The organism is Kaistia sp. 32K, from assembly GCF_016629525.1.
Taxonomy (GTDB): Bacteria; Pseudomonadota; Alphaproteobacteria; order Rhizobiales; family Kaistiaceae; genus Kaistia.
On record NZ_AP024269.1, the window covers coordinates 993,035 to 1,019,064 of the forward strand.

At 66.8% G+C, this 26,030-nt stretch carries 20 protein-coding genes; 7 read left to right on the plus strand and 13 right to left on the minus strand.

Annotated elements, in window-relative coordinates:
- Positions 1-39 precede the first annotated feature (39 nt).
- Both K32_RS04300 and K32_RS04305 read left to right on the plus strand, forming a co-directional pair.
- Positions 40-4,065, plus strand: coding sequence for a Pls/PosA family non-ribosomal peptide synthetase (locus tag K32_RS04300; RefSeq protein WP_371812963.1), 4,026 nt, complete (start codon positions 40-42; stop codon positions 4,063-4,065).
- Between the two features lie 20 nt (positions 4,066-4,085).
- Positions 4,086-4,736, plus strand: coding sequence for a 4'-phosphopantetheinyl transferase (locus tag K32_RS04305; protein ID WP_201402845.1), 651 nt, complete (start codon positions 4,086-4,088; stop codon positions 4,734-4,736).
- On the opposite strand, the gene K32_RS04310 is transcribed toward K32_RS04305, so the two are convergent.
- The 10 genes from K32_RS04310 to K32_RS04355 all read right to left on the minus strand — a co-directional run bounded on the left by K32_RS04310 (position 4,684) and on the right by K32_RS04355 (position 14,713).
- A complete protein-coding gene (locus K32_RS04310; RefSeq protein WP_201402846.1) occupies positions 4,684-4,920 on the minus strand; it encodes a hypothetical protein in 237 nt (78 codons plus the stop codon). The genes K32_RS04305 and K32_RS04310 overlap by 53 nt on opposite strands.
- Positions 4,921-5,127: 207 nt before the next feature.
- On the minus strand, positions 5,128-5,550 hold the full coding sequence (locus tag K32_RS04315; RefSeq protein ID WP_201402847.1) for a copper-binding protein: 423 nt from the start codon (positions 5,548-5,550) through the stop codon (positions 5,128-5,130).
- Positions 5,547-7,460 (minus strand): CopD family protein, encoded by a 1,914-nt coding sequence (locus tag K32_RS04320; RefSeq protein WP_201402848.1) that lies wholly within the window; start codon positions 7,458-7,460, stop codon positions 5,547-5,549. The genes K32_RS04315 and K32_RS04320 overlap by 4 nt, the downstream gene beginning before the upstream one ends.
- Positions 7,457-7,828, minus strand: a complete 372-nt coding sequence (locus tag K32_RS04325) for a copper resistance CopC family protein (RefSeq protein WP_201402849.1) — start codon at positions 7,826-7,828, stop codon at positions 7,457-7,459. Before K32_RS04325 ends, K32_RS04320 begins: the two co-directional genes overlap by 4 nt.
- 10 nt (positions 7,829-7,838) lie before the next feature.
- On the minus strand, positions 7,839-8,906 hold the full coding sequence (locus K32_RS04330) for a PD40 domain-containing protein (RefSeq protein WP_201402850.1): 1,068 nt from the start codon (positions 8,904-8,906) through the stop codon (positions 7,839-7,841).
- Positions 8,907-9,288: 382 nt separating this feature from the next.
- A complete protein-coding gene (locus tag K32_RS04335; protein ID WP_201402851.1) occupies positions 9,289-11,103 on the minus strand; it encodes a cytochrome c biogenesis protein DipZ in 1,815 nt (604 codons plus the stop codon).
- 22 nt (positions 11,104-11,125) lie between these two features.
- A complete protein-coding gene (gene msrB / locus K32_RS04340) occupies positions 11,126-11,620 on the minus strand; it encodes a peptide-methionine (R)-S-oxide reductase MsrB (RefSeq protein ID WP_201402852.1) in 495 nt (164 codons plus the stop codon).
- Positions 11,621-11,813: 193 nt separating this feature from the next.
- Positions 11,814-12,134, minus strand: coding sequence for an antibiotic biosynthesis monooxygenase (locus K32_RS04345; RefSeq protein ID WP_201402853.1), 321 nt, complete (start codon positions 12,132-12,134; stop codon positions 11,814-11,816).
- 58 nt (positions 12,135-12,192) lie between these two features.
- Positions 12,193-13,755 (minus strand): autoinducer-2 kinase, encoded by a 1,563-nt coding sequence (lsrK, locus tag K32_RS04350; protein ID WP_201402854.1) that lies wholly within the window; start codon positions 13,753-13,755, stop codon positions 12,193-12,195.
- 10 nt (positions 13,756-13,765) lie between these two features.
- Positions 13,766-14,713, minus strand: a complete 948-nt coding sequence (locus tag K32_RS04355) for a sugar-binding transcriptional regulator (RefSeq protein WP_201402855.1) — start codon at positions 14,711-14,713, stop codon at positions 13,766-13,768.
- Positions 14,714-14,955: 242 nt separating this feature from the next.
- Between K32_RS04355 and lsrA the strand changes: the two genes are divergently transcribed.
- The 5 genes from lsrA to K32_RS04380 all read left to right on the plus strand — a co-directional run bounded on the left by lsrA (position 14,956) and on the right by K32_RS04380 (position 20,855).
- The gene (gene lsrA, locus K32_RS04360; RefSeq protein WP_201402856.1) at positions 14,956-16,455 is read left to right on the plus strand and encodes an autoinducer 2 ABC transporter ATP-binding protein LsrA; all 1,500 of its coding nucleotides are present in this window, start codon (positions 14,956-14,958) and stop codon (positions 16,453-16,455) included.
- Positions 16,448-17,485, plus strand: coding sequence for an autoinducer 2 ABC transporter permease LsrC (gene lsrC, locus K32_RS04365; protein ID WP_201402857.1), 1,038 nt, complete (start codon positions 16,448-16,450; stop codon positions 17,483-17,485). Before lsrA ends, lsrC begins: the two co-directional genes overlap by 8 nt.
- On the plus strand, positions 17,482-18,483 hold the full coding sequence (locus K32_RS04370) for an autoinducer 2 import system permease LsrD (protein WP_201402858.1): 1,002 nt from the start codon (positions 17,482-17,484) through the stop codon (positions 18,481-18,483). Before lsrC ends, K32_RS04370 begins: the two co-directional genes overlap by 4 nt.
- A gap of 13 nt (positions 18,484-18,496) precedes the next feature.
- Positions 18,497-19,528: an autoinducer 2 ABC transporter substrate-binding protein LsrB gene (gene lsrB, locus K32_RS04375; protein WP_201402859.1), complete on the plus strand. Its 1,032-nt coding sequence runs from the start codon at positions 18,497-18,499 to the stop codon at positions 19,526-19,528.
- A gap of 73 nt (positions 19,529-19,601) precedes the next feature.
- On the plus strand, positions 19,602-20,855 hold the full coding sequence (locus K32_RS04380) for a class II aldolase (RefSeq protein ID WP_201402860.1): 1,254 nt from the start codon (positions 19,602-19,604) through the stop codon (positions 20,853-20,855).
- Between the two features lie 107 nt (positions 20,856-20,962).
- Here the strand turns inward: K32_RS04380 and K32_RS04385 are convergent, their stop codons facing one another.
- From K32_RS04385 to K32_RS04395, 3 genes are read right to left on the minus strand one after another with little or no spacing between them, the layout of a single operon-like run.
- On the minus strand, positions 20,963-24,139 hold the full coding sequence (locus K32_RS04385) for an efflux RND transporter permease subunit (RefSeq protein WP_201402861.1): 3,177 nt from the start codon (positions 24,137-24,139) through the stop codon (positions 20,963-20,965).
- A complete protein-coding gene (locus K32_RS04390) occupies positions 24,136-25,578 on the minus strand; it encodes an efflux RND transporter periplasmic adaptor subunit (RefSeq protein WP_244669838.1) in 1,443 nt (480 codons plus the stop codon). Before K32_RS04390 ends, K32_RS04385 begins: the two co-directional genes overlap by 4 nt.
- Positions 25,575-25,973, minus strand: coding sequence for a FixH family protein (locus K32_RS04395; RefSeq protein WP_201402863.1), 399 nt, complete (start codon positions 25,971-25,973; stop codon positions 25,575-25,577). Before K32_RS04395 ends, K32_RS04390 begins: the two co-directional genes overlap by 4 nt.
- Between the last annotated feature and the right edge of the window lie 57 nt (positions 25,974-26,030).

Consider the following 26,030-nt stretch of genomic DNA (forward strand, 5'->3'; position numbering starts at 1 on the left):
GCCCCCGAATCCCCTGACGGCGTGCCCCCAATGAACGAAATGAGCGCAATCGCGGAGATCGCCACGGCCTCCGCAAGGGATCAGATCCTGATCGGTGCGGACTTCGTCCAGAAGGGGGCGCCGGGGGAGCGGCTCGACCGCTATTTCGCCGGATTGGCGAGCCAGTTCGACGTCGCCCCCGCCGTGATTTCGGGCGGCCGGGTCTGGTCCTATCGCGAGATGGACACCTGCGCCAACCAGTTCGCCCGCCTGCTGATCGAGCGCGGCGTCAAGGCCGGCGACCGGATCGGCCTGCTGCTCGATCGTTCCGCCGAGACCTATATCGCTGTACTTGCCGTGATGAAGGCAGGCGCCGCCTTCGTGCCGCTCGCGACCGCCTTCCCGGAAGACCGGATGATCATGATCATCGAGGATGCCGGGATCAGCATGGTCATCAGCGTCTCCGACTATGCGGCGCGGGTGGCGCGGCTGCCGGTGCCGCATATCTCGATCGACGCGGCGCGGTCCGAGATCGAGCTGAAGTCCGCCGACGTGCCGACGCCGATCGGGCCGGACGACACCACCTGCTACATCCTCTACACCTCGGGGACGACCGGCAAGCCCAAGGGCGTCGTCGTCACCCATCAGAGCTTCTGCAATTTCATCCGCGTCGCCGCCGCCTCCTACGGCTACCGGCCGGGTGACCGCATCTATCAGGGCATGACGATCGCCTTCGATTTCTCCTCGGAGGAGATCTGGGTGCCGTTCGCCGCCGGCGCCACCGTCGTGCCGGCGCCGGGGCAGCAGCCGCTGGTGGGCGAGGAGCTGGCCGATTTCCTGCGCCAGCACGAGATCACCTGCATGGCTTGCAGCCCGACGCTGCTGTCCTCGGTGGAAACCGACGTGCCGAGCCTGCGCGCCATTCTGGTCGGCGGCGAGGCCTGCTCGCCCAAGCTGGTCAAGCGCTGGGCGAAGCCGGGCCGGCAGATCCTCAATACCTACGGCCCGACCGAGGCGACGGTCACGGCGACGATGGCGCTGCTGAGCCCGGACGAGCCGGTCACGATCGGCACGCCGCTGCCCACCTATTCGATCGCGATCCTCGATCCGGCGAAGCCCGTCCTGCTGAAGGGCGAGGAGTTGGGCGAGGTCTGCATCGCCGGCATGGGCGTCGCGGTCGGCTATCTGAACCGGCCCGAGCTCACCGAGCAGAAGTTCATTCACGACTTCATCGGCATCCCGAACAATCCGAGCCAGCGCATCTACCGCACCGGCGATCTCGGCCGCATCAACGCGAAGGGCGAGATCGAGTATCACGGCCGCATCGACACGCAGGTGAAGATCCGCGGCTATCGCATCGAGCTCGGTGAAATCGAAGCCGTGCTGCTCGACCATCCGTCGGTCGCCCAGGCCGCCGTCACCACCTGGGAGATCGAGCCCGAGCGCGTCGAGCTGGTCGCCTATTACGCGCCGAAATCCGGCGGCGAGCCGATCGACCGCGCCGACATTGTCAAGGAACTGAAGCGGCGACTGCCCGACTACATGGTGCCGTCCTATCTGGAAGAGTTGTCGGCGATCCCGATGACGGTGTCCAACAAGGCGGACCTGCGCAAGCTGCCCAAGCCGACCAGCGCCCGCGTCGCGGCCGGCCGAGCGATGGTCGAGCCGCGCAACGAGGACGAGACGTTCCTCGTCGAGACGCTGGTCGATGTTCTCAAGTTCGACAGCGTCTCGATCGAAGACCACTTCTTCGACGATCTCGGCGCCAACTCGCTCCTGATGGCACGCTTCTGCGCCCGCGTCCGCAAGCGCGCCAATTGGGCGACGACCTCGATGCGCGACATCTACACCTATCCGACCGTCGCGAGCCTCGCCCAGCACCTGCGCGCGCCGGAGGCGGTAGTCGTCGCCGCCAACGAGCCGATGCTGTCGCGCAAGGCGTCGAATTTCGCCTACTGGATGTGCGGCGCCGGGCAGATGCTGTTCTACGCCGCCTACAGCTATCTGGCCGTCTGGGCGCTGAATGACGGCCTCAACTGGGTCTATGCCGTGCTCGACGAGCCGGCCAAGCTCTATTTCCGCTGCGTCGTTCTGTCGGCCGGGATGTTCTTCGGCCTGACGGGCTTCGCGGTCGTCATGAAGTGGTTGCTCGTCGGCCGCTGGAAGGCCGAAACCTTCCCGATTTGGGGCTGGCGCTACTATCGGTTCTGGGTGGTGAAGACCTTGATCCGCACGGCGCCGGTCGTGCTGTTCCGCGGCAGCCCGCTCTACAGCCTCTATCTGCGCCTGCTCGGCGCCCGGCTCGGCAACCGCACCGTCATCGAATGCCGGTCGGTGCCGGTCTGCACGGACCTGATCTCGATCGGCGACAACTCGATCCTGCGCAAGGAATCGATGATCCTCGGCTTCCGCGCGCAGTCGGGCTACATCCACACCGGCCCGATCAGCATCGGCAAGGGCTCGTTCGTCGGCGTCGGCTCGGCGCTCGATATCGACACCCGCATGGGCGACAATTCGCAGCTCGGCCACGCCTCGTCGCTGCAGCGCGGACAGTCCATCCCGTCCGGCGAGCATTGGCATGGTTCGCCCGCTATTCCCACGGACGCGGACTATTGCACCGTTCCCAACGTCTCGCTGTCGCGCGTCCGCCGCGTCGTCTTCGAGGTGGTGCAGCTGATCGTCCTGTTCGCGATCGTCACGCCGTTCCCGCTGCTCTTCCATACCTATTGGGAAAACGTCAGCGACGACTACCAGGAGACCATCGGCATCGTCGCCATCGGCACGACGGTCACGGTCTTCGGCTTCATCATCGGCGGCACGCTGCTGGCCGCGCTGGTGCCGCGCCTGTTCAGCCTGGTGCTCAAGCCGGGGCGGATCTACCCGCTCTACGGATTCCACTACTGGCTGCAATCCATGTCGGAGATCGTCAGCAACATCCGCCTGCTCAACACGCTGTTCGGCGACAGCTCGGCGATCGTCTACTATCTGCGCGCGCTCGGCTGGAACCTGAACAAGGTCGAGCAGACCGGCTCCAATTTCGGCACCAACCAGCAGCACGAGAACCCGCTGCTGTGCGAAATCGGCTCCAAGACCATGGTCTCGGACGGCCTGTTCATGATCAACATGCAGAAGTCGGCCACCGCCTTCCGGCTCGAGCACACGAAGATCGGCGAGCGCAATTTCTTCGGCAACAACATCTTCTATTCGCCGGATGCGCGGGCCGGCGACAATTGCCTTCTCGGTACCAAGGTGCATGTCCCGGTCGACGGGCCGGTGCGGGAAAATGTCGGCCTGCTCGGCTCGCCGCCGTTCGAGATCCCGCGCATGGTCAACCGCGACAAGGAATTGCTCGGCCTGATCTCGGAGGCTGAGCGCAAGCAGCGTGTGCGGTTGAAGAACCTGCACAATCTCGGGACTGCCATCCTGTTCGTGTTCGCGCAGTGGCTGTTCCTGTTCGCGACGCTGGCGATCTGGGACCGGGCGCTCAACTACTATACCGAATGGGGTGAGATCGCCTTGTTCACGGCCATCGTCCTGACCTCGGCCGTCGCCATTCCGTTCTACATCCTGCTCGAGCGGCTCAGCCTCGGCTTCCGGCGGCTGAAGCCGCGCATGAGCACCATCTACGATCCCGTCTTCTGGCGGCATGAGCGGCATTGGAAGCTCTCCGACTCGCCGATCATGAACCTGTTCGCGGGGACGCCGTTCCGCCCGCTCATCCTGCGCCTGGTCGGCGTCAGGGTCGGCCGCCGCGTCTATGACGGCGGCTCGATCATGACCGAGCGCTCGCTGGTGGAGATCGGCGACGACGTGACGCTGAACGAGGGCTGCGTGATCCAGGCGCATTCGCTGGAGGAGGGCGCCTTCAAGTCGGACTATATCCGTATCGGCAGGGGCTGCACGCTGGCTCCCTCGGCCTTCATCCACTACGGCGTCGTCATGGGCGAAGGATCCGTCGCCGACGTCGACTGCTTCGTCATGAAGGGCGAGACGCTGGAGCCGGATACGGTGTGGCGCGGCAACCCGGCCAAGCTGTTCGGCTATGTCACGCGCATCGAACCCGGTTCGCCGGCGGCGAGGCGCTGAGAAGGCGCGAGGCAGCGTCGATGAGCTGTATCTTCGAGGTGGAGGAGCGCGCGCTCGACGAGGCGCTGCGGGCGATCGTGCCGGAAGGCGTGTGGATCGGCTGCCGGCGGATCCGCCCGGGCGACGAGGACCGGCTGACGCCGATAGAACGGCTCACCCTCGGTGCGCGGCCTATGATCCGCCAGCGCGCCAGCGGAGCGGCCCGCCAGATCGCGCGCGATCTGTTCCGGCGCCTCGATCATGCCAACGCGGATATCGTCGGAGAACCTTCCGGCGCGCCCCGATGGCCGGAAGGGCTGATCGGCTCGCTAGCGCATGACGACGAATTCGCCGTCGCCGTGGTCGCGCGAAGGGGGGCATTGGCAAATCTTGGCTTGGCAAGCCTCGGCGTCGATGTAGAGCCGGCGGAACCGCTGCCGCCGGAGGTCGAGGAACTCATCCGTGCCGAAGGCGACCAGCTCGCCGGCATCGATCCCGCGCTCGCGACCCGCATGCTCTTCAGCGCCAAGGAGGCAGTCTACAAGGCGGTGTTCCCGCTCGACGGGGTGATCCTGAACCATGACGACATCGCCGTCGATCTTCGCTCCGGCCTGGCCATAACGACGAACGGACGGCGCGTCAGGCTTTCCTGTCTGCCGCGGCCGCGCGTGGTGACGCTTGCCTGGTGCTGACCGGACGCTGAGCCCTGTCCGTGGCCGGCGATTTCTGATGATCCGAGGCGCGCTTCAGCGCCGATTCCAGGCGGCCGAGGATGAGCGAGGAACGCTTCAGCGCCGTCTCGCCGGCTTCGAGGATTTTCCGATCCCACGTCGGCGGCTGCGGCTCGGCAGCGTTGCGCTCGAGAATGCGCTTCATGGCAACGGCTTCCATTCCCTGAGACAGGTCGATCGGGATCGGCGGGCCCAACGGATATCGGGGCCGGGTATTTATTTCGACTGCTAAATCGATCGGTTGACAGCGATCTTGTCAACTACCTTGCCGTGTAGCCGCGAGCCCTGTCTGGAATGGCGGAAATCTGCGGACGGGACGAACCCGCATCGAGGGGGGATAAGGCGATGCCGCCTATTCCCCCTCCAGTTTCACCAGAATCGTGTTGTCGGGACCGGTTCCCTGCAGCCAGAATCGCACGGTGTCGCCGACGTGGTAGGCGCTGAAGGCGGAAGCCTCGATCACGCGGAAGCCGGTGGTCCTGGCCGGAAGCAGGTCGGCGATCTCCTCGTGGCTGAGCAGGATCAGGCGCGGATGGATGGCCCGGATCACGCCGTGGCCTTCCCATTGCTGCTGGCCGGGTGCACCGCCGGCAAGCGACGCCTCGCGTTGCCGCTCGAGTTCTCCGACCTGCTTCTGGAGATCCCGGTAGTCGGTTTCGAGGGCACGGAGCGGACGGCCCCAGGCGCCATAGCCAACGAGCAGCCCGATCGCCAGCGCGAGATTGAGAAGCAGAACCACGTGCCACGCGCGCATTTTGTTGGATGCCTTTGTCAATGAATGTGCAGTTCCGGGAGCGGCGGCGGCGTCTTCTCCTCGTTGAGCTTTTCCACCTGCGCCTGCACGCTGGAAGCCTCGGGCATGCCGGTCTCGCTGCCGCGCCAGATGGCGCGGATATAGCCCTGGCGGTCGATCAGGATTTCCGTGTGCGTGTCGGCCGGCGCGAACAGGCGGTACGCGGCGGTGATGTCCTCGTTGCCTTCGGTGACCACCGGGAAGAGGGCGGGGGGCGACGCACCAAGCTCCGCCACTCGCTCCGGCGAACCGGTGGGCGCGACGGCGACGACCTCGACGCCCAGCACGGATAGGGCGCCGTAGCGTCGCGCGAGCTCGGTCATGCGCTCGCGGGAGTCGGGCAGGCTGTAGAGCACCAGCAGAACCATCTTCCTGTTGCGATAGTCGCGCAGCAGTCCCGGTGTCAGCGTGCCCATGGCAATCGGAAAATCGGGGGCAGCCAGCCAGGCGCCGTCCGGCACCACCTCGGGCCCGATCCGCCGTTCGTCCTGCGCCGCTTCGGCGGTTCGCAGATAGTTCACGACGCTCCAGCGCTGTTCGTCGCTGAGCTCTCCGGCCTCTGCCTTCAGCAGCCCGAATTCGTCGCCCGGTGTCCGCCGCTCGCTTGATGCGGACGGATAGCCCTGGGGCGATGGCGAAGCGGGGCTGTCTGTCTTCGCTGCCTGCGAGAGGTTCATGCCTTCGACGATGGAACCGACCTGATAGGGGATCGGCGGCGAGACGAAGGAGGTGGGATAGGCCTGGACGACAAAGGGCCATAGCCCGAGCGCGGATCCAAAAGAGGCGAGGACTGCGATCGCCCCCGCCGTGATCATCGCGCGTCGCCGCCCGGGATAGACGAGGGAGGCGAGGACGAAGGCCAATCCAGCCAGAAGCAGCAGGATCACCGGCAGAAGGAAAAGCTGGCTGGTCGTGCCGTCGGTGATCGCGTCGAAGGACAGCCTGAACGGCAGCGGCCATGCCGGGTCTTCGTGCCGGGCCGGCGCCGTCACCGTCATGGCGGAGGCGAAGCCGACCAGCAGGATGACCAGGCCGGCCTCCACCGCGATGTACCAGGCCATGGCCCGCGCCGTCTGGCTGGATGTGGCCTCGTCCGAGCCGGCGAGGGATGCCAGCCGCGCGCGGCTGGCGGCGGCGAGAAGCAGGGCGAAGAAAAGCAGCGCGAACTTGGCGAGCAGGAGATGTCCGTGAAGCGTTCCGAGCAGCCCGGGCACGCCCTCCAGCAATAGCCACGCCGATACGCTGCCCGATCCGGCGAGGATGAGCACCGCGACCAGGGCAATTCGCGAAAACCGCTGCATCGTCCGTATGGCGTAGGGATCGGGCCTCGCGCCGCTTCGGCTCGCGGCATGGAGCAGCAGCGCAAGCGCCGGCAGGCCGCCGACCCAGACCCCGGCGCTGAGCAGATGCGCCATGTCGTTGACCTGCGGCCAGAGGCTGTCGGAGATCGCCGCCGAATGGCCGGAAGCCGCGAACAGCACGAGGGCGACGGCGGCGAGGGCAAACGCCTCGCCGCGCACCGCATACCAGTCCCGTTTGGCAGTGACGTCGGCGCGAAGCTGGAGAAGGACTGCGAGGACGAGGAGGAGCCCCAGCCGCGCCATCAGGACGAGGCCGGGCCAGGTGTCCAGCATCGCATGCAGGATCGCATCGGGATCGAAAGCGGCCTCGGCACGGCCCTCAAACGACGCCGTGCGCGCCGCCAGCCAGACGACGCCCGAAAGGAGGGCGGCGATGGCGAGCCAGCGCGCGCTGGCGAGAACGCCGCCTTCCCATCTGCGAAAGATCGGATTTGGCGGCGGTCCGGCCAGCAGCAGCAGCGAGAACGAGCCCGTCAGAAGGACGCATGCCGCAACATGAATCCACAGGGCCGATAGAAGAACGATGCTCATTCAACCTGAAACTTGAAGCGCCCCTGCGTCACATGGGAGTCGACGGAGAGAACGCGCCAGATGACGGTATAGGTGCCCGGTTCGAGCGGCGGCAACGTCGCCCGCAACAGCTTGGGGTTGGCGCGATCGACACGACTGTCCTTCCGGTCAGCCTTTTCGCCCTTCTCGCTCTCGACCTGGACGCTGCTATAGGCGGGCTCCAGCTGTTCGGAGAAATAGAGCTTCACCTCGGCCGGCGGACGCTTGAGCTTGCTGTCCGCCTGCGGCTCGGAGCGCTGCAGTCCGCTATGGGCGAAGGCGCCGCCCGTCGTCACGAATAGGGCGGTGAGTGCGAGGAAAGCTCCTCGCACCAACTTGCTGGTCGTCATCGGGCAATCCTCAGGCGAGACCGGCGTTTGCCTTGTAGAAGGCGATGATCTCGCTGGTCGGGAGCCAGAACAGGTCGTAGACGCCCGCGGCTCCGTCGCTCCGGCCGGAGATGAGGTCCGGGCCGCGATCATAGCCGGCCGACCAGATCATCCGCTCGCCATTGTGCTGGAAGTTCGGGCAGGCGCCGTCGATGTTCCAGTCGTTGAACGGGGCCTCGACGACCGGTCCCTTCCACTCCTGCGTGGTGGGATCGTAGTGCACGAACAGCAGGGTGTGGAACTTGCCGAAATCGTGGACCGAGACGACGCCGAGCGTGAAATCGTCCTGGGTGACGACATTCAGGCGACACTTGAGCGCGATCGAATCCAGGAGGCGGCTCTCGTAGCGCTTGGCGGGCTGCCAGGCGCCGTCGACGAACTGCGTCGTATAGATGTCCGCGCCCGACGGGCCGCCGTCTTCACGCGGGCGGCCGGAAATGAACGACTTCTGCGCCACCTGACCGGGGAGATCGAACGGCATGAAGCAGTGATTGCCGTGCTCGGTGTTGATGTTGCCGCCGGCAACCAGCTGCGCCTTCGTCCAGCCGCCGTCCGCCTGCTTGTGCGTTTCCCAGATCGAGGACTTGCCGCCGCCTTCCGGGCGCGAGCTCATGAAATAGAGCGTGTTGCCGTCTTCCGAGATCCACGGCTCCAGATCGGTGGAGGCGCTGTTGACCTCATCGGGCAGGCGCTCCGGCGCAGACCAATCCTCGCCATTGCCCGGCCATTCCCGCGACGTGTTGGTGCGGTGGGTGACGAAGATATCCGACGGTCCCGTCACGCGCTTGTCGCCCGGGCTCGCCCAGCGGGCGAAGTAGATCGTGTTTCCGTCCGCAGAAATCGTTGGTTCGTAATTGCCGAACTCGTCGTTGGGGAGGAACGGAAATTTGCGCGGCACAAGCGTTGCCTTCGACGATCCGGCCGTTGCCTTCGACGTTTCGGCCCGGACCTGCGTGGCCGCGCCGCCCGACAAGGTCGCCGCCGTCACAGCCGTCGCAGCGACGGAGCCAAAGAACTTCCTTCGAGACAGATTAGCCATATTTTCCTCTTTTACGGCAGAGATACGATAACGTATCCATGAAATTTAAACTTGAATTGGCAATCCTTGTTATTTGATTTTAGGGTTTCGGATGAGGATGAAGAAGGTCACAAATTTCATTTCATCTGCGTAATTTGAAACTTTCCGCCTTGGAGTGGGTGGTCGGTTATTACGTGACTATTGGGAAGTCGAGTTCCGCAGCGAAGCAGGCGTACGAAAACGTCCGCGCGCCTGGGGGTGACGGGCTTGCGGGTGGTGATTCAAGGGGAGGGGGGCGGCGCGTCGGTCCCGGCGGGGCCGTGATCAGGGCGGCCGAAGCGGCTCTCGAACGATATGCGTGACGGCGGCGCGAGACGGAGAGCCTCGCGCCGCAGACAAAGCCTTATCCGAAGGTGAAGGCGAAGGCCTGGACGCCGGGATCGAGGAACTCGATCTCGAAATCGCGGTCCATGACCGGCCCGGCCTGCCGCACCAGCTGGTAGAGCCGCTGGCCGGTCACGGTGCCGTTGCCCTCGTTATCGACGTCGACGCCATGGTCCGCGCCGGGCGCCTTGCCGTCGATCCGGACGCGGTAGCGCACCGGCTTGCCATCGGCCGAGGGGCCCAGCACCAGATGCAGGTCGCGGGCGTGGAAGCGGTATTTTATGCCGCCGCCGGCCTGGTTGAGCGTGGCGCGCTCGCCGCCGACCGACCAGGTGCCCACCAGGCCCCAATCGTTCAGCCGCAGCGGCCGGCCGATCGCATAGGCGCGCGCCTCGTCCGGCAGCATGCCGCCGTCGGACGCGAAGTTGGCGGCCCGCTCGAAGCCGACATAGGTCTCGGGCGAGGCGACATTGTTCATATCGGCGGCCGCTTCCGCCCCGTCCGCCTTGACGTCGACCAGCGTCTTGGAGACGCCGGCATGACCGGCTTCGGCCAGCAATTGCTGGATCACCCGCTCCGACTCGTCATATTCGCCCTCGCCGAAATGGTGGTGGCGAATCCTGCCCTTGGCGTCGATGAAGTAGTGCGCCGGCCAGTACTGGTTCTGGAACGCCCGCCAGATCGCGTAGTCATTGTCGACGGCGACCGGATAGGTCACCTGCAGGTCGCGGGTCGCCTTGCGGACATTGTCCACGTTCTTTTCGAAGGCGAATTCCGGCGCGTGCACGCCGATGACGACCAGCCCCTGATCTTTGTATTTTTCGGCCCAGGCGCGGACATAGGGGATCGAGCGCAGGCAGTTGATGCAGGAATAGGTCCAGAAATCGACCAGCACGACCTTGCCGCGCAACCCTTCCGCCGTTAGCGGCGGCGAGTTCAGCCAGGTGACGGCGCCGTCGAGCGAGGGGAATTCTCCCTCGATCGGCAGGCTCGGACCTGACGCCTCGGCGTTGGCCGACAGCATCATCGCCGGCTCGCCGATCATCACGACGCTGGAGGGATTGGTGTCGCCGGCAGGCTTGGCGTCCTTGGTGTCCTCCTGCGGCATCGGCCGCACCTTGTCGATCAGCGCCTGCTCGATCCTCGACGTGCTGGCGAGCGAGACCTGGGTCAGGAGTCCGGTATCGAGGCCGAGCGCGATCGCGCCGACGCCGACCAGCACGGCGACGCCGAGGCCGCGCCGGATCCATTCGCCGGCGCCGAGCGAGCGCTTCATCAGCGCGAAGACGCGTCCGCCGATCAGCAGCGCCAGCGCCAGCGACGTCGCCGCGCCGGCGGCATAGGCGAGAAGCAGCAGCGAGGTCTGGGCATTGGCGCCGTTGAGCGCCGCCCCGGTCAGGAGCAGGCCGAGGATCGGTCCGGCGCAGGGCGCCCAGAGCAGGCCGGTGGCGACGCCGAGCAGGAAGGACGGCGCCACCGAGGAGCCGGTCCGTGATCCCGCGTCGGCGGCCTGCGACAGTCGTGCGCCGAACGCCACCAGCGGCCGGGTCAGCCGGTCGGCCAGCGACGGGAACAGCAGCGTGACGCCGAAGAGCGCCAGCAGAACGATGGCGGCGATCCGGCCATATTCGTTGGCCTGCACCGCCCAACTGCCGCCGACGGCGGCCAGCGTCGCCACCGCCGCGAAGGTCAGCGCCATGCCGGCCAGGAGCGGCAGGCCGCTGCGGATGAAGGGCTGGTCGGCGCGGGCGAAGACGAAGGGCAGCACCGGCAGGATGCAGGGGCTGAGGATGGTGAACGCGCCACCGAGATAGGCGAGGATGAACAGAAGCATCAGAACGTTCCCGGGCTGGCGGTCAGGCGGCGGTGAAGGTCAGGGCGACGCCATTCATGCAGTAGCGCAGCCCGGTCGGCGCCGGCCCGTCCTTGAAGACATGACCGAGATGGCCGCCGCAGCGATGGCAGCTGACGGCGGTTCGGGTCACGCCGTAGGATTTGTCGGTGGTCTCGTTGACGGCGCGCGGCAGGGGTTGCCAGAAGCTCGGCCAGCCGGTGCCGCTGTCGAATTTGGTTTCCGACGAGAACAGCGGCAGCTGGCAGCCGGCGCAGTCGAACCGGCCCTTGCGCTCCTCATGCAGCAGCGCGCTGGTGAAGGGCCGCTCGGTGCCTTCCTGGCGCAGCACGGCGAACTGGCCCGGCGTCAGCAGCTTGCGCCATTCCGCCTCGCTGTGCGTCACCTCGAAATCAGCCATTGCCGCGGCGCGGGCAAGGCCCGACGACGCGAGCCCGGGAATGAGGGTGGCGGCGAACCCGGCGGCACCCGCCTGAAGCATATGTCGACGTGTCAGCATGTCTCGAAACTCTGCAAGGCGGGGGCCTATCCCTCACCTCAGAGCTTGTACGGACGCGACCGTCATATTGTTTCGGAAGGGGCGAGACTCACATCGAATTGATCGATCGCCGGCGGCGTGGGTGGCGCCGGCGGAGCCTCGGGGAGGGGAGGCGCACGCGATCGCGTGCGCTCGAGGATCGCGTCGCCGCCGATCAATTTCCGGCGACGGCGTCCGTCAGGAAGTCGGCCATCTCGGCGTGGTAGAAGGTCTTGGAGCGCGGGCCGATCTGGATCGGTTCGAGCATGCTGACGCATTTGCGGTAATGCGGCGTATGGCGGTGCTCCTCGAGCGCGGCGGCGGACGTGAACACCTCGTAGATCAGGAACTTGTGGTCGTCGTCGGGGTCGCGCAGGACATCGAAGCGCAGATTGCCGGGCTCGCGGCGCGTGCCTTCATAGTTGATGCGAAAAGCTTCGAGAAACGTGTGGGCATGGCCCGGCTTGACCGAAATGGTCACCATCTGGATGAACATAACAACTCCTTTGCAAATGGATCGAGATCGCGCGCGGGGCGCGCGACGCTTCGTGAAATCAGAGGCCGGGCGCCTTCCACATCGACGTGGTGACGCCCTCGTCGACGAGCTGCCGCTGCAGCGCATAGGCGCGCGCCCAGCGCTCGCCGGCCTCGTCGTAGATCGCCTTGTGCGCGGGCTCCGGCTCGAAATGCCGGTCCCAGCGCACCCAGTTTTCGGCGGTGGAGACGAAGTCCCGCTGCAGCCCGGCGCCGATCGCGGCCGCCGCGGCGCAGCCGAGCGCGGTTGCTTCCTTCACCACAGGCGTCACCACGGGTAGCCCGGTGGCGCTCGACAGGATCTGGGCCCAGTGCGCGGACTTGGCCGCACCCGCCGCGAAGACGATCCGCTTCGGCGTCACGCCGGAGAGCTGGAAGATCGCGGCGAGATTGCGCGCCGCGACGATGGCCGCGTTCTCCTGCAGCGCCCGGAAGATCGCCGCCTTGCCGGATTTTTCCGGATCGATCGAGAGGTTCAGGAGCGACGGCGCCGCGTGGTACCACTTGCCGTAGCGCATCACGTCGGAGAACACCGGAATGATGCCATAGGCGCCGGGCGGGATATGCGCCGACTGCGCCTCGAGCCGCGCATAGGCATCGCCGTCGGCGCCGGCCGCGGCCACCTCCGCCGCGCCAAAGCTGTCGCGGAACCAGCGCATGACCACGCCGACGAAGAAGCTGATCGCCTCCGCCTGGTTGAGGCCGGCGACGACATGCGGGTTGATGCGCAGGTTCATCGACGGATCGGTCAGCGTCTGGTCGACATTGACGATCTGCTGCCAGAACGTGCCGCCAAGCACCGCGCAATCGCCCTTGTTGACGACGCCGAGCCCGGCCGAGCCGATTTGGCAGTCGCCGCCGCCGGCGACGACGCGGGTGCCGGCCCGCAGCCCGGTCGCTTCGGCGGCGGCTGCGGTCACGTTGCCGATCACCACGCCGGGTTCGACCGTCTCCGGGAAGATGTCGTCGCGCATGTCGGCCCAGCGCATCGCCTCCGGCAACCATTTGCGCTCGCGAAGATCGAACAGGCCCGTCGTGCCGGCATTGGAGGGCTCGCTGACGAGAACGCCCGAGAGCCGCGCCAGCACCCAGTCCGACAGCATGCTGATCCGGTGCATGCGGTCATAGATTTCAGGCAGGTTGCGCTTCAGCCAGAGCAGGCGCGGCAGCGCGCCGAGCGCGAAGGTCTGGCCGGTGTGCTGGTAGAGGCGGGCCTCGAGCTCGGGAAAGGCGAGCTTCAGCTCGCGCACTTCGCTGTTCGAGCGGCTGTCGACATTGGCGCAGGCCCAGATTTCCCGGCCCCCGGCGTCGTAGACGACCAGCGCCTCGCGCATGCTGGTGGCGCTGACGGCGGCGATGTCGCCGGCCGAAATGCCGGCGCTGGCGATCGCCTGGCGGATGGCGCGGGCGAGATGGGCCCAGTTGCCCTCGATGTCGAAATCCATCGAGCCCTCAAAGCGCGGGTCGGGCTTGTGCCACCATTCGTGCTGGGCCGCCGCGATCTGGTTGCCTGCCGCATCGAAGACGACCGCACGGCCGCTCCCGGTTCCGGCGTCGACCGCCAGAAGATACGTCCCCGCCATTACTCTCTCCCTAGTCCTTGAGGTCCATCAGACCCAGCGCCGTCGTTTCATCCGTGATCAGGATGCCGACGAACTTCCCCTTGAGCGCGGCATGGATGGCCGGCACCTTTTCCAGGCCGCCGGCCGCCGCGACGACCTTCTCGGCGCGCGAAAGCGCCGCGAGCTTCACGCCGATGACGCGGTCATGCAGCTGCAGATCGAGCACTTCGCCCTTGTCGTTGAAGAACTGGCAGAGGATGTCGCCGGCGGCGCCCTTGCGGCGCAGCGGCTCGATCTCGTCCGGCCTCACATAGCCGGAGCGCACCACGGTCGACGTGCCGGAGAGCTCGCCGATGCCGACCAGCTGGTAGGAAGCGTTCAGCGCCATGTCGAGCAGGTTGGCGACGGCGGGCTCGGACGAAAGGTTTTTCGCAACATCCGGATCGCGCACGACCAGCGGGGCCGGCACCAGGTGGACGCTGCTGCCCCAGTTCGCCGTGCGCATGCCGTCGACATAGGTGCCGACGCCGCCGGTCAGGCTGACCAGGCCGATATTGCGCTCGTTGGCGAGATGGCCGAGGCGCTGGATGGCGTTGCTGACAGTGGCGCCCCAGCCGACGGCGAGAAGATCGTCGGGCTGCAGGCGCTGCATGAGGAACTGCGCCGCCGCCTGGCCGAGCCGGTCGCTGGCGCTCTGTTCCGGCAGCTCCGGCACGACATAGGCCTCGAGCAGGCCGTAGCGGCTCTTGATCTCGCGCTCGAGCGACAGGCAACCCTGATAGCGCGAGTTGATGCGGACCTGGATGATGCCGGAACGGCGGCCGCTCTCGAGCAGGCGCGACACCTTGATGCGCGACATGCTCAGCTTTTCGCCGATCTCGTTCTGGGTCAGGCCGTCATTGTAATAGTACCAGGCGATGCGCGTGAGGATCTCCTCGTCGGCATCGCCATAGCTCCACTCGTTGCTTTCGATGGCCATACGCCGAGCTTCCCTTCTCGCGACTTGTGATCACATCGATAACGCAAAAACATTTGATACGTCAACAGAGCGACTTTCGCCGGCTCGCCAGCTCGTCTGGAGCTGCCATAAATCCAGCAAAACCGCGATATTGCAGCGCAATATGCCAGATGCGCCACGGCGACTCCCAGTTTGACCATATTGACGCCCTCCGATTCTTATGATCACTTGAAAGGAACAAGAGACATCTGAACAGGTGCGGAATGACTGCGGATATGGCGGCCGGGAGGGCTGCTCAGCTCACCGGCATATGGAAATCCTACGGTCCCGTTCCGGTCCTGAAGGGGGTTTCGCTGGCGTTGCGGCAGGGCGAGGTGCATGCGCTTCTGGGCGGCAACGGCGCCGGCAAATCCACGCTGATGAAGATCATGTCCGGCCTCGTGCCGGCGAATGCCGGCTCGATCGAGATCAACGGCGAGACACTGACCCACGCGTCGCCGGCCCTCGCGCAGCAGCTCGGCCTCTATCTGGTGCCGCAAGAAGCGCACATCCTCGGCAACCAGTCGGTGCTGGAGAATATCTGCCTCGGCCTGCGCCCTTCGCCGCGCGCGCTGCGCAAGCGGGTCGAGCAGCTTGTCGAAGACCTCGGCGTCACACTCGACCTCGATGCGCAGGCGGCGACGCTGGAGATCGCCGAACGGCAGATCGTCGAGATCCTGCGCGGCCTGATCCGCGAAGCGCGCGTCCTGATCCTCGACGAGCCGACCTCCGCGCTGACGCCCTTCGAGGTGCATGCGCTCTTCCAGCGCGTCCGCAAGCTCCAGGCCCAGGGCGTCGGCATCTTCTTCATCTCGCACAAGCTGCGCGAAATCCGCGAGATCTGCGGCACGATCAGCGTGCTTCGTGACGGCGCCGTCGTGCTCAGCGGCCCGCTCGACAGCTATACCGACGCGGAGATCATCGATGCGATGAGCCGCGTCGCCACCGGCGCCGCGCCGGTCGCGGCTCCCGCAAAGCGGGGCGCCGACAGCGGCGCCGTGCGCCTTTCGGTGCGCAAGCTGAGCGGGGAGGGGTTTCGCGACATCAGCCTGCAGGTCCGCGCCGGTGAGGTGCTGGGGCTCGCCGGCGTCGTCGGCGCCGGCCGCACGGAATTCTCCGAAACCCTGTTCGGCCTGCGCCGCCAGAGCGCCGGCTCGGTCACGCTCGACGGCGTCGAGCTCGCCAATCGCTCGCCGCGCCGCTGCATCGATGCCGGCCTTGTCTACCTGCCGGAAGACCGCCAGCAGAACGGCCTGTTCCTCGACGCGCCGCTCTACTGGAACACGTCGTCCTACCTGATCCACCGCCTGCCTTTCTTCCTGCGGCCGGGCCGCGAGCGCGGCCTCTTCAACGGTTTCCGCCAGAGCATGGGCATCAAGTGCACCGGCCCCGGCCAATCGGCGAAGGCGCTCTCCGGCGGCAACCAGCAGAAGGTGCTGATGTCGAAGTGCCTGTCGGCCAAGCCCAAGGTGCTGGTGCTCGACGAACCGACCCGGGGCGTCGACGTGGCGGCGCGCAACGACATCTACGCCCTGATCCGCCAGCTCGCGGCCGACGGCGTCGCCGTCATCCTGATCTCGTCCGATTTCGACGAGATCGAGCTGCTCGCCGACCGCGTCACGGTCATGGCCTTCGGCCAGCTCGGCGGCGAACTCACCGAGAACATCAGCGTCGACGCGATTGCCCGCCTGGCATTCGGCGCGGGGGAGCAGGCCCATGCTTAATCTCGTCGCGCGCAACCGCGTCATCATGCTGGTGCTGGTCATGGCGGTCGCCTGCCTGGCGCTCGGCTTCGCGGCGCCCGGCTACCTGTCTGCCGCGACCGCCTCGGTGATCCTGTCGAACAGCCTCGTGCTGCTGCTGATCTCGCTCGGCACCATGCTGGTGATCCTGACCCGCAACATCGACGTCTCCAGCGGCTCCATCCTCGGCCTGAGCGCCGCGACGCTCGGCCTGTCGCTGAATGCCGGCGTCAGCCTGCCGCTCGCGATCGCGCTCTGCATCCTGACCGGCATCGTCGCCGGCGCCGTCAACGGCCTGCTCGTCGCCTATCTCCGCATCCCCTCGATCGTCGCGACGCTCGGCACGCTCGGCCTCTATCGCGGCATCATGCTGATCCAGACCGGCGGCCGCTGGATCGAGGGTCTGCCGCAGGATCTGAAGGCGCTGGCGGGGAGCATCGGCTTCGGCGTCTCGGTCCTGACCGTCACCGTGCTGGCGCTCTTCGTTCTCGCCTGGATCTTTCTGCGCCGAACCCGGTTTGGCCGCTATTTCTACGCCGTCGGCGACAATCGCGACGCCGCCCACCATCTCGGCGTGCCGGTCCGGCGCGTGCAGTTCACCGCCTTCGTGGCGTCTGGCGCTTGTGCTGCGATCGCCGGACTGATCTTCGCGGCGCAGATCGGCTTCATCCCGAACCAGGCCGGCAACGGTGTCGAGCTGAAGGCGATCGCCGTCAACGTGCTCGGCGGCGTCAGCCTGCTCGGCGGAAGCGGCTCGGTCGCCGGCGTCTTCACCGCCGCGATCTTCCTGACCTCGATCGACAGCGCGCTGGTGTTCCTGAAGATCCCGGCCTTCTGGAACGACTTCATCGCCGGCGCGATCCTCCTGATCGTGCTGCTGCTCGACGGACGCATCCGCCTGCTGATCGACCGGCGCATCCGCGCCCGCCGCTACGCCGTGCATGCCCGCTCGCCGCAGGGCGGGGCCGACAAGACTGCCGAAAAGACCCTGCTGGCGGAGGCAAGCCGATGAAAAACGTGTTCTTCCGCTGGGAAGCGGCGCTCTTCCTGATGCTCGTCGCCGAGCTCGCCGTGTTCGGCTTCATCAATCCGCGCTTCCTGAATGTCGGCAACCTCGTCTACGGCACGTCGGACTTCGTCCAGATCGGCATCGTGGCGCTGCCGCTGACGCTGGTCATCATCGCCGGCGGCATCGACGTCTCCTTCGCCTCGGCGATCGGCCTCTGCGCCATCGTCTTCGGCGTCTCCAACTTCTTCGGGCTGCCGCTGCCGCTGGCGATCGGGCTCTCGCTCCTCGCCGGCGCGCTCGCCGGTCTCCTGAACGCCACCGTCATCCACCTGTCGAAGATCCAGCCGCTCGTGGTGACGCTCGGCAGCCTCTATCTGTTCCAGGGCGCGGCGACCGTGCTCTCCGGCGTCGTCGGCGCCGGTGGCTATGAGGGCATCGGCAATTTCCCGCCGAGCTTCACGTCGTTCGGCTATGCCGAGTTCCTCGGCCTGCCGGCGCCGCTCGCCGTCTTCCTCGGCCTCGCCGCCGTCCTCGTCGTACTGCTGCACTTCACCCGCTTCGGCCGCGCCGTGTTCCTGATCGGCCAGTCGGCGGAAGCCGCGCGCTATTCCGGCCTTTCGGTCGCCACGACCCAGACGATCACCTACGTCATCACCGGCGTCTGCGCCGCGATCGCCGGCCTCGTCATGTCGGCCTATTTCGGCTCCGCCCGCGTCGATCTCGGCGCCTCGACGCTGCTGCCGGCGGTGACGGCGGCCGTGCTCGGCGGCGCGTCGATCTATGGCGGCCAGGGCTCGATCCTCGGCACGCTGCTCGCGACGTTCGTCATCGGCTACCTGCAGCAGGGCCTGCAGGCGAGCGGGGTTCCAAGCCAGATTTCCAGCGCACTTTCGGGAGGTTTGCTGGTTGCGGCGGTCGCATTGCGCCACGGGAGCGCATTGCTGGCCGATTTCATCGCTGTCACCCGACAGAAGCGAAACGATCGGGCGGCGGCATTTTGAGGAGGAAACGACAATGACGATGAAATTCCTGAAGTCCGGTCTGATGGCGGCGACGCTGCTGGCGGGCACGATGTTCGCCTCGGGCGCGGCGCAGGCCGAATCCCAGATCGCCTTCATTCCGAAGCTGGTCGGCGTCGGCTTCTTCACCAGCGGCGGCGCCGGCGCGGTCAAGGCCGGCGAGGAAGTCGGCGCCAAGGTGACCTATGACGGCCCGACGGAGCCGAGCGTCTCGGCGCAGGTGCAGTTCATCAACAACTACGTCAACCAGGGCTACAACGCGATCGTCGTGTCGTCCGTGTCGCCCGACGGCCTCTGCCCGGCCCTGAAGCGCGCCATGGATCGCGGCGTGCTGGTCATGACCTGGGACAGCGACGTCAATCCGGATTGCCGCAGCTACTACATCAACCAGGGCACGCCGGATCAGCTCGGCGGCCTGCTGGTCGACATGGCGGCGGAGGGCGTGACCAAGGAGAAGGCCAAGGTGGCGTTCTTCTATTCGAGCCCGACCGTGACCGACCAGAACGCCTGGGCCGAAGCCGCCAAGGCGAAGATCGCCAAGGAGCATCCGGGCTGGGAGATCGTCACCACCCAGTATGGCTACAATGATGCGCAGAAGTCGCTGCAGACGGCCGAGAGCATCCTGCAGACCTACCCCGACCTCGACATCATCATCGCACCTGATGCCAACGCCCTGCCGGCCGCCGCCCAGGCCGCCGAAAACCTGAAGCGCGCCGACGGCGTCAACATCGTCGGCTTCTCGACGCCGAACGTGATGCGCCCCTATGTCGAGCGCGGCACGATCAAGCGCTTCGGCCTCTGGGACGTCACCCAGCAGGGCAAGATCTCGGTCCATGTCGCCGAGCACGTGCTGAAGAACGGCAAGATGAAGGTCGGCGACAAGCTCGACATCCCGGGCATCGGCACCATCGAGGTCTCGCCGAACAGCGTCCAGGGTTATGAATTCGAAGCCGACGGCAACGGCATCATCCTGCTGCCGGAGCGGACCGTGTTCACCAAGGACAACATCGGCAACTTCGACTTCTGATCGCGCACTCCATGCGGGCGGCTCCACCTGGAGCCGCCCGATCCACTTCTCCAGAACAGACGGATCCTGACCCATGCAAAGCCGCTGGAACGGCGACGAGGCCAATCGTTTCATTGAGGCAGCCCTTGCCGCCGGCCAGAGCGAGGCGCTCGGGCTTCGCATCTACACGTCGCGCATCATCGGCCAGGATCCGGATCTCGTGCTGCATGGCGGCGGCAATACCTCGGCCAAGGTGACGGGCGAGGACGGCCAGGAGATCATGCACATCAAGGGCAGCGGCTGGGACCTCGACACGATCGAGGCGCCGGGCCTGCCGGCGGTACGGATGGAGCCGCTTCTCGCCGCGCGCGACGGCGGCAAGCTTTCGGATCCCGAGATGGTGGCGCTGCTGCGCTCAGCCCTGCTCGATCCGGCCTCGCCCAACCCCTCGGTCGAGGCGCTGCTGCACGCCTTCCTGCCCTTCCGTTTCGTCGACCATACGCATGCGACCGCGGCGCTGGCGCTCGCCAACCAGCCCGACATGCGCGAGACGGTGAAGCGCATCTATGGCGACCGGCTCGCCTGGGTCCCTTATGTCATGCCCGGCTTCGACCTCTCGATCGAGGGCGACAAGGTCTATCGCGACCATCCCGGCTGCGAGGGCCTCTGGCTCGAGAACCACGGCCTGTTCAGCTTCGCCGATACGGCTGAGGGCGCCTATGAGCTGATGATCGAATTCACCACCCTAGCCGAACAGGAACTCGCCCGCGCCGGCGTGACGCTCGAAGGTCCGCAGCCAAGCGACCGCGACGCCGATCCGGCGCTGGTCGAGCGATTGACCGCAGCGCTGACCCGCGCCGGATCGCCCTTCGCCAAGGGCCTTTCGCTCGACTACCGCTCGACGCCGGCGATCCGCAAGCACGCAGCGAAGCCCGATGTCGAGGATATCGCGCTGCGCGGCACGGTCACGCCCGACCACGTCATCCGCATCAAGCCGTTCCCGCTGATCCTCGATGCCGATGCCTCGGAGGTAGACATCGACGCGGCGCTCGCCGGCTTCATCGAGCGCTACACCGCCTATTTCGAGCGCAACGCCGCCAAGGCCGCCGAGCCGAAGACCATGCTCGACGCCTATCCGCGCGTCGTGCTCATCCGGGGCGAGGGCATGTTCGGACTCGGCGCCAATGCCAAGGCGGCGAAGATCGCCGGCGACCTGATCGAGCAGTCGACCCGCGTCATGAACGCCGCGGAGGCCTATGGCCGCTTCACGCCGATCTCGGAGCCGGACCTCTTCGACATGGAGTACTGGTCGCTCGAGCAGGCGAAGCTGAAGCCGGCCTCCGCCTGAGCTCCTTCGGGCGCAGGTCGTCCCTCTGATGCGCGGAGAACGGCTCCCCCGAGGGGGAGCCGTTCCTGCCGCTGCCGGTCGTCATGGGGTCGTTCCGGCAGTTGCCTTCATTCTGCTGCCGCCCCAAGCGCCGCTGCGGTGGGCTCTGCCGCCACCGGCTCGGCGGCGGACGTCGCCGGCAGCCGCCATCCCTTGATCAGCGCATAGATCGCCGGGATCACCACCAGCGTCAGGGCCGTCGACGAGATCATGCCGCCGATCATGGGGACGGCGATGCGCTGCATCATCTCGGAACCGGTCCCCGTGCTCCACAGGATCGGCACCAGCCCGGCCATGATGGCGACGACCGTCATCATCTTGGGCCGAACCCGCTCCACCGCCCCGAGCATCACCGCCTCATAGAGGTCGGCGCGGCTGAAGGTGCGCCCTTCTGCGGCGCGTTCCCGCTTCACCTCGGCCATCGCCTGGTCGAGGTAGATGAGCATGACGACACCGGTCTCAGCGGCGACGCCGGCGAGCGCGATGAAGCCGACGGCAACGGCGACCGACATGTTGAAGCCGAGCCACCACATCAGCCAGACCCCGCCGACCAGCGCGAACGGCAGGGACAGCATGACGATCAGCGTCTCGGTCAGGGCGCGGAAGTTCAGGTAGAGCAGCAGGAAGATGATCATCAGCGTGACCGGCACGACGATCTTCATGCGCGCCTCGGCCCGCTGAAGATATTCGAACTGGCCGCTCCAGCCGACCGTATAGCCGGGCGGCAGCGTCACCCGCTCCGCGACGGCCTTCTGCGCGTCCGCGACATAGCCGCCGAGATCCCTCCCATTGATGTCGACGAAGATATAGGTCGCGAGCTGGCCATTCTCGGTGCGGATCGAGGTGGCGCCGCGGGTGCGCTCGACCTTGGCGACCGCGCCGAGCGGCACCGCGCCGCCGCCGGGCAGGGGCACCTGCACATCCGCCTCGATTGCCCCGGGGTTCGAGCGCAGATCGCGTGGATAGCGGATGTTGACCCCGTAGCGCTCGCGGCCTTCGACCGTCGTCGTGACCGTCTCGCCGCCGAGCGCGGTGGCGATGACGTCCTGGACGTCGCTGACGGCGAGCCCGTAGCGGCCGAGCGCCTCGCGGTCGGGCACGATGTCGAGATAGTAGCCGCCGATGACGCGCTCGGCATAGGCGCTGGAGGTCCCCGGCACGGTCTTCAGCGCCGCCTCGATCTCGCGCGCGATCTTCTCCATCTCGCGGAGATCCGGGCCGAACACCTTGACTCCGACCGGCGTGCGTATGCCTGTCGACAGCATGTCGATGCGGGCGCGGATCGGCATGGTCCAGGCGTTCGAGACGCCCGGAAACTGCAGCGCCTTGTCCATCTCGGCCTTGAGGCTGTCGATGGTCACGCCCGCTCGCCATTGCGCCTTGGGCTTCAGGTTGATGATCGTCTCGAACATCTCCGTCGGAGCCGGGTCGGTCGCCGTCTCGGCCCGCCCTGCCTTGCCATAGACGCTCTCGACCTCCGGGAACGACTTGATGATGCGGTCCTGCATCTGCAGCAGTTCCGTCGCCCGGGTGACCGAGATCCCCGGCAGGGTCGTCGGCATGTACATCAGCGTGCCTTCGTTGAGGCTCGGCATGAACTCGGAGCCGAGCTGGCGCGCCGGCCAGACGGAAATGCCGAGCACGACCAGCGCCAGCACGATGGTCAGCGTCTTGGCCCGCAGCACGCCCCGGATCACCGGGCGATAGATCCAGATCAGGAGGCGGTTGATCGGGTTCCTGTGTTCCGGAACGATTTTCCCGCGCACGAAGATCACCATCAGCGCCGGCACGAGCGTCACCGAAAGCAGCGCCGAGGCGGCCATGGCGAAGGTCTTGGTGAAGGCAAGCGGGCCGAACAGCCGCCCCTCCTGCGATTCCAGCGTGAAGATCGGCAGGAAGGACACCGTGATGATCAGCAGGCTGAAGAACAGCGCCGGCCCGACCTCGCTCGCCGCCTCGATCAGGATCTGCACGCGCGATTGGCCGGGCTCGGCCCGCTCGAGATGCTTGTGCGCGTTCTCGATCATGACGATGGCGGCGTCGATCATGGCGCCGACCGCGATCGCGATGCCGCCGAGGCTCATGATGTTGGAGCCGAGCCCGATCGCCCGCATCGCGGCAAAGGCGATCAGGATGCCGACCGGCAGCATCAGGATGGCGACCAGCGCGCTCCGCAGATGCAGCAGGAAGACGACGCAGACGAGCGCGACGATGATGCTTTCCTCGAAGAGCGTTCCTTTCAGCGTTTCGATCGCCGCCTCGATCAGATGCGAGCGGTCATAGACGGGCACGATCTCGACGCCCTTCGGCAGGCTGCCGGCGATGTCGGCGAGGCGCTGCTTGACGTTGTCGATCACCGTGAGGGCGTTGGCGCCGAAGCGTTGCAGCACGATGCCGCTCGCCACCTCGCCTTCGCCGTTCAGCTCGGTGATGCCGCGCCGCTCGTCCGGCCCGATCTCGACGCGGGCGACGTCGCGCAGCCGCAACGGCACACCCTCGGCGGTCTTGAGCACGATGTTCTCGATGTCGGCCTGCGATCGGATATAGCCACGGCCGCGCACCATGAATTCGAACTCGGAGAGCTCGAGCGTGCGGCCGCCGACGTCGCGGTTGCTGGCCCGGACCGCGTCGCGGACCATGGCGAGCGAGATGCCCTGGGCGCGCAGCCGCAGCGGATCGACGACGATGTTGTACTGCTTCACGAAGCCGCCGACGCTGGCGACCTCCGCGACGCCCTCCGCCTTGGACGCGCCATAGCGCACGACCCAGTCCTGCAGCGACCGCAGCTCGGCCAGCGTCATTTCCTTGGCGACGACGGCATATTGATAGACCCAGCCGACGCCGGTCGCATCCGGCCCGAGGACGGGCGCCACGCCCTGCGGCAGGCGCTGTGCCGCGGCGTTCAGGTATTCGAGCACGCGGCTCCGGGCCCAGTAGGGATCCGTGCCGTCCTCGAAGATCACATAGACGAAGGAGACGCCGAAGAAGGAGAAACCACGCACCACCTTCGATTTCGGCACGGTCAGCATCGCCGTCGACAACGGGTAAGTGACCTGGTCCTCGACAACCTGCGGCGCCTGGCCGGGATAGTCGGTGTAGACGATGACCTGCACGTCCGAGAGATCGGGGATGGCGTCGAGCGGCAGCGTCTTCAGGGCATAGAGCCCGGCGGCGACGGCGAAGGCCGTGCCGACGAAGATCAGGACGAGGTTGCGTGCGGACCACGCGATCAGCCGGGCGATCATGGCGTTGCCTCCGCGCTTGTCATGCCGTTCAGCGCGGCCTTCAGATTGCTCTCGGCGTCGATCAGGAAGTTCGCCGCGACGACGACCTTATCGGCGGCGGCGATCCCGGAGCGGATTTCGACGAGGCCGCCGCCCTGCTGGCCGATCCGGACCTCGCGCGGCTCGAAGCGGCCGTCGCCCTTGTCCACGATGACGATCTGCCGGTCGCCGGTGTCGATCACCGCGTTGTCGGGCACGGAGACGACCTTCCTGCCGCTGCCGCTGGCGATCTCGACATCGGCATACATGTCCGGCAGCAGGACGCCGTCCGGGTTCGGGATTTCGATACGCACCTTGGTCGTGCGGGTATCGGCTGCCACCTGCGGATAGATCAGCGCGACCCGGCCGCTGAAGCTTTCGCCCGGCCGGCTGCGCAGCCGGATCGTGGCTGTAGCCCCGACCTCGACGGCGCCGAGCTGGTACTCGGGCACGTCGGCGACGACCCAGACCGTCGAGACGTCGGCGAGGCGGAAGAGGACATCGCCGGGCGCCGCCTTCATGCCTTCGACGGCGCTGCGCTGAAGCACGATGCCGTCGCGTGGCGCCGGCCAGGTGATCGAGAGCGGCAGTTTCCGTGTCCGCTCGATCTCGGCGATCGCTTCGGCGGGAACGCCGAGATTTTCGAGCCGCTGGCGGGCGCCACCGAGGGCCCGGTCCCGCCCGCCGCTGCTGAGGTCGGTCAGGAACTGCGCCCCGGCCGCCGCGACCTCGGGCGAATAGAGCTGGAGCAGGGCCTGGCCCCTGGTGATGCGGTCGCCGGTCGTGACGTTCGCGACCGCGTTGATGAAGGCGTCCGAGCGCGTCGAGACCACCGTCACCCGCCGTTCGTCGAGCTGCACCACGCCCGGTACGCGCACCGGATTGACGATCACCCGTTCGGCGGCCGCCTCCGTCCTCACCCCCGTCCGCTGCAGCCGGCCCGGCGAGACCTTGACCGACGAGCCGTCGTCATTGTCGCCCTCATAAACAGGGATGTAGTCCATCCCCATCGAATCCTTCTTCGGCGTCGCCGAGGTGTCCGGCAGGCCCATCGGGTTGCGGTAATAGAGCACGCGCTTGGCGTCGCTGTCGGCCGGCGCCACCGCGACCTTCGGGGGCGCCGGTTGTTCGTCGAAGTTCGCATCCTGGCCGGCATGGATGGCCAGGAAGTCCCGGCCATCCGCCGTCTTTTTCCGTGCGGCGGAATAGGCGGGCTTTCCGTCGGGATCGCGGTAGTAGAGGACAGGCCCGGATGGCGCCGGTTCGGCTTTCGCCGGGGGCACGGCTCTTTCGAGCCAGGGGACGGCGCGGAGCCACGAAGGGTCAGGCAGCGCGAGATCGCGATGCCCAGCCCAATAGCCGCCAGCCCCCGCCGCCAGAATGGCGGCGAGGGTGAGGCCGGTTCGGCCAGCGCGGCTCACGGGACAGCCTTGAACACGAGCTTGCTGTTGACGGTGCCGGTCTCGCCCTGCACCTTGGCGCCGAGCGACAGGCGCCATCCGCCTGCCATCGAGATCTCAGCCTTGAAGCGATAGATGCCGGGCTCGGTCGAAGGCAGCGCTTCGATCGGCATGGCCATCATCTCCATTCCGTCGGGCGCCATATCCACGCGCTGCGCGAAGATCACCGCGTCCGGCACGGTCTTGCCGGACCGCTTGTCGATCAGGCGGACATCGATCTCGGCCGCGTTGCCCTGCTTGATTTCGGGCTGGACGAGCTGGAACTCGTAGTCCTCGATCCCGGCCCACGCGCTGGTGGAAAAAGCCGCAAGACCGATCACCGCCGCGGCGGCGGCGTGCTTCATGGAAAACGTCATGGTTCAATACCCAGGTTCATCGTGATCCGCGCAGGCGCGCGGCTGGGCCATGGCGAC

Bases quoted from the DNA above. Each gene is read 5' to 3' on its own strand.
- K32_RS04300 (WP_371812963.1), top strand. From the start codon at position 40: ATGAGCGCAATCGCGGAGATCGCCACGGCCTCCGCAAGGGATCAGATC.
- K32_RS04305 (WP_201402845.1), top strand. From the start codon at position 4,086: ATGAGCTGTATCTTCGAGGTGGAGGAGCGCGCGCTCGACGAGGCGCTG.
- K32_RS04310 (WP_201402846.1), bottom strand. From the start codon at position 4,920: ATGAAGCGCATTCTCGAGCGCAACGCTGCCGAGCCGCAGCCGCCGACG.
- K32_RS04320 (WP_201402848.1), bottom strand. From the start codon at position 7,460: ATGAGCATCGTTCTTCTATCGGCCCTGTGGATTCATGTTGCGGCATGC.
- K32_RS04325 (WP_201402849.1), bottom strand. From the start codon at position 7,828: ATGACGACCAGCAAGTTGGTGCGAGGAGCTTTCCTCGCACTCACCGCC.
- K32_RS04330 (WP_201402850.1), bottom strand. From the start codon at position 8,906: ATGGCTAATCTGTCTCGAAGGAAGTTCTTTGGCTCCGTCGCTGCGACG.
- K32_RS04335 (WP_201402851.1), bottom strand. From the start codon at position 11,103: ATGCTTCTGTTCATCCTCGCCTATCTCGGTGGCGCGTTCACCATCCTC.
- msrB (WP_201402852.1), bottom strand. From the start codon at position 11,620: ATGCTGACACGTCGACATATGCTTCAGGCGGGTGCCGCCGGGTTCGCC.
- K32_RS04345 (WP_201402853.1), bottom strand. From the start codon at position 12,134: ATGTTCATCCAGATGGTGACCATTTCGGTCAAGCCGGGCCATGCCCAC.
- lsrK (WP_201402854.1), bottom strand. From the start codon at position 13,755: ATGGCGGGGACGTATCTTCTGGCGGTCGACGCCGGAACCGGGAGCGGC.
- K32_RS04355 (WP_201402855.1), bottom strand. From the start codon at position 14,713: ATGGCCATCGAAAGCAACGAGTGGAGCTATGGCGATGCCGACGAGGAG.
- lsrA (WP_201402856.1), top strand. From the start codon at position 14,956: ATGACTGCGGATATGGCGGCCGGGAGGGCTGCTCAGCTCACCGGCATA.
- lsrC (WP_201402857.1), top strand. From the start codon at position 16,448: ATGCTTAATCTCGTCGCGCGCAACCGCGTCATCATGCTGGTGCTGGTC.
- K32_RS04370 (WP_201402858.1), top strand. From the start codon at position 17,482: ATGAAAAACGTGTTCTTCCGCTGGGAAGCGGCGCTCTTCCTGATGCTC.
- lsrB (WP_201402859.1), top strand. From the start codon at position 18,497: ATGACGATGAAATTCCTGAAGTCCGGTCTGATGGCGGCGACGCTGCTG.
- K32_RS04380 (WP_201402860.1), top strand. From the start codon at position 19,602: ATGCAAAGCCGCTGGAACGGCGACGAGGCCAATCGTTTCATTGAGGCA.
- K32_RS04385 (WP_201402861.1), bottom strand. From the start codon at position 24,139: ATGATCGCCCGGCTGATCGCGTGGTCCGCACGCAACCTCGTCCTGATC.
- K32_RS04395 (WP_201402863.1), bottom strand. From the start codon at position 25,973: ATGACGTTTTCCATGAAGCACGCCGCCGCCGCGGCGGTGATCGGTCTT.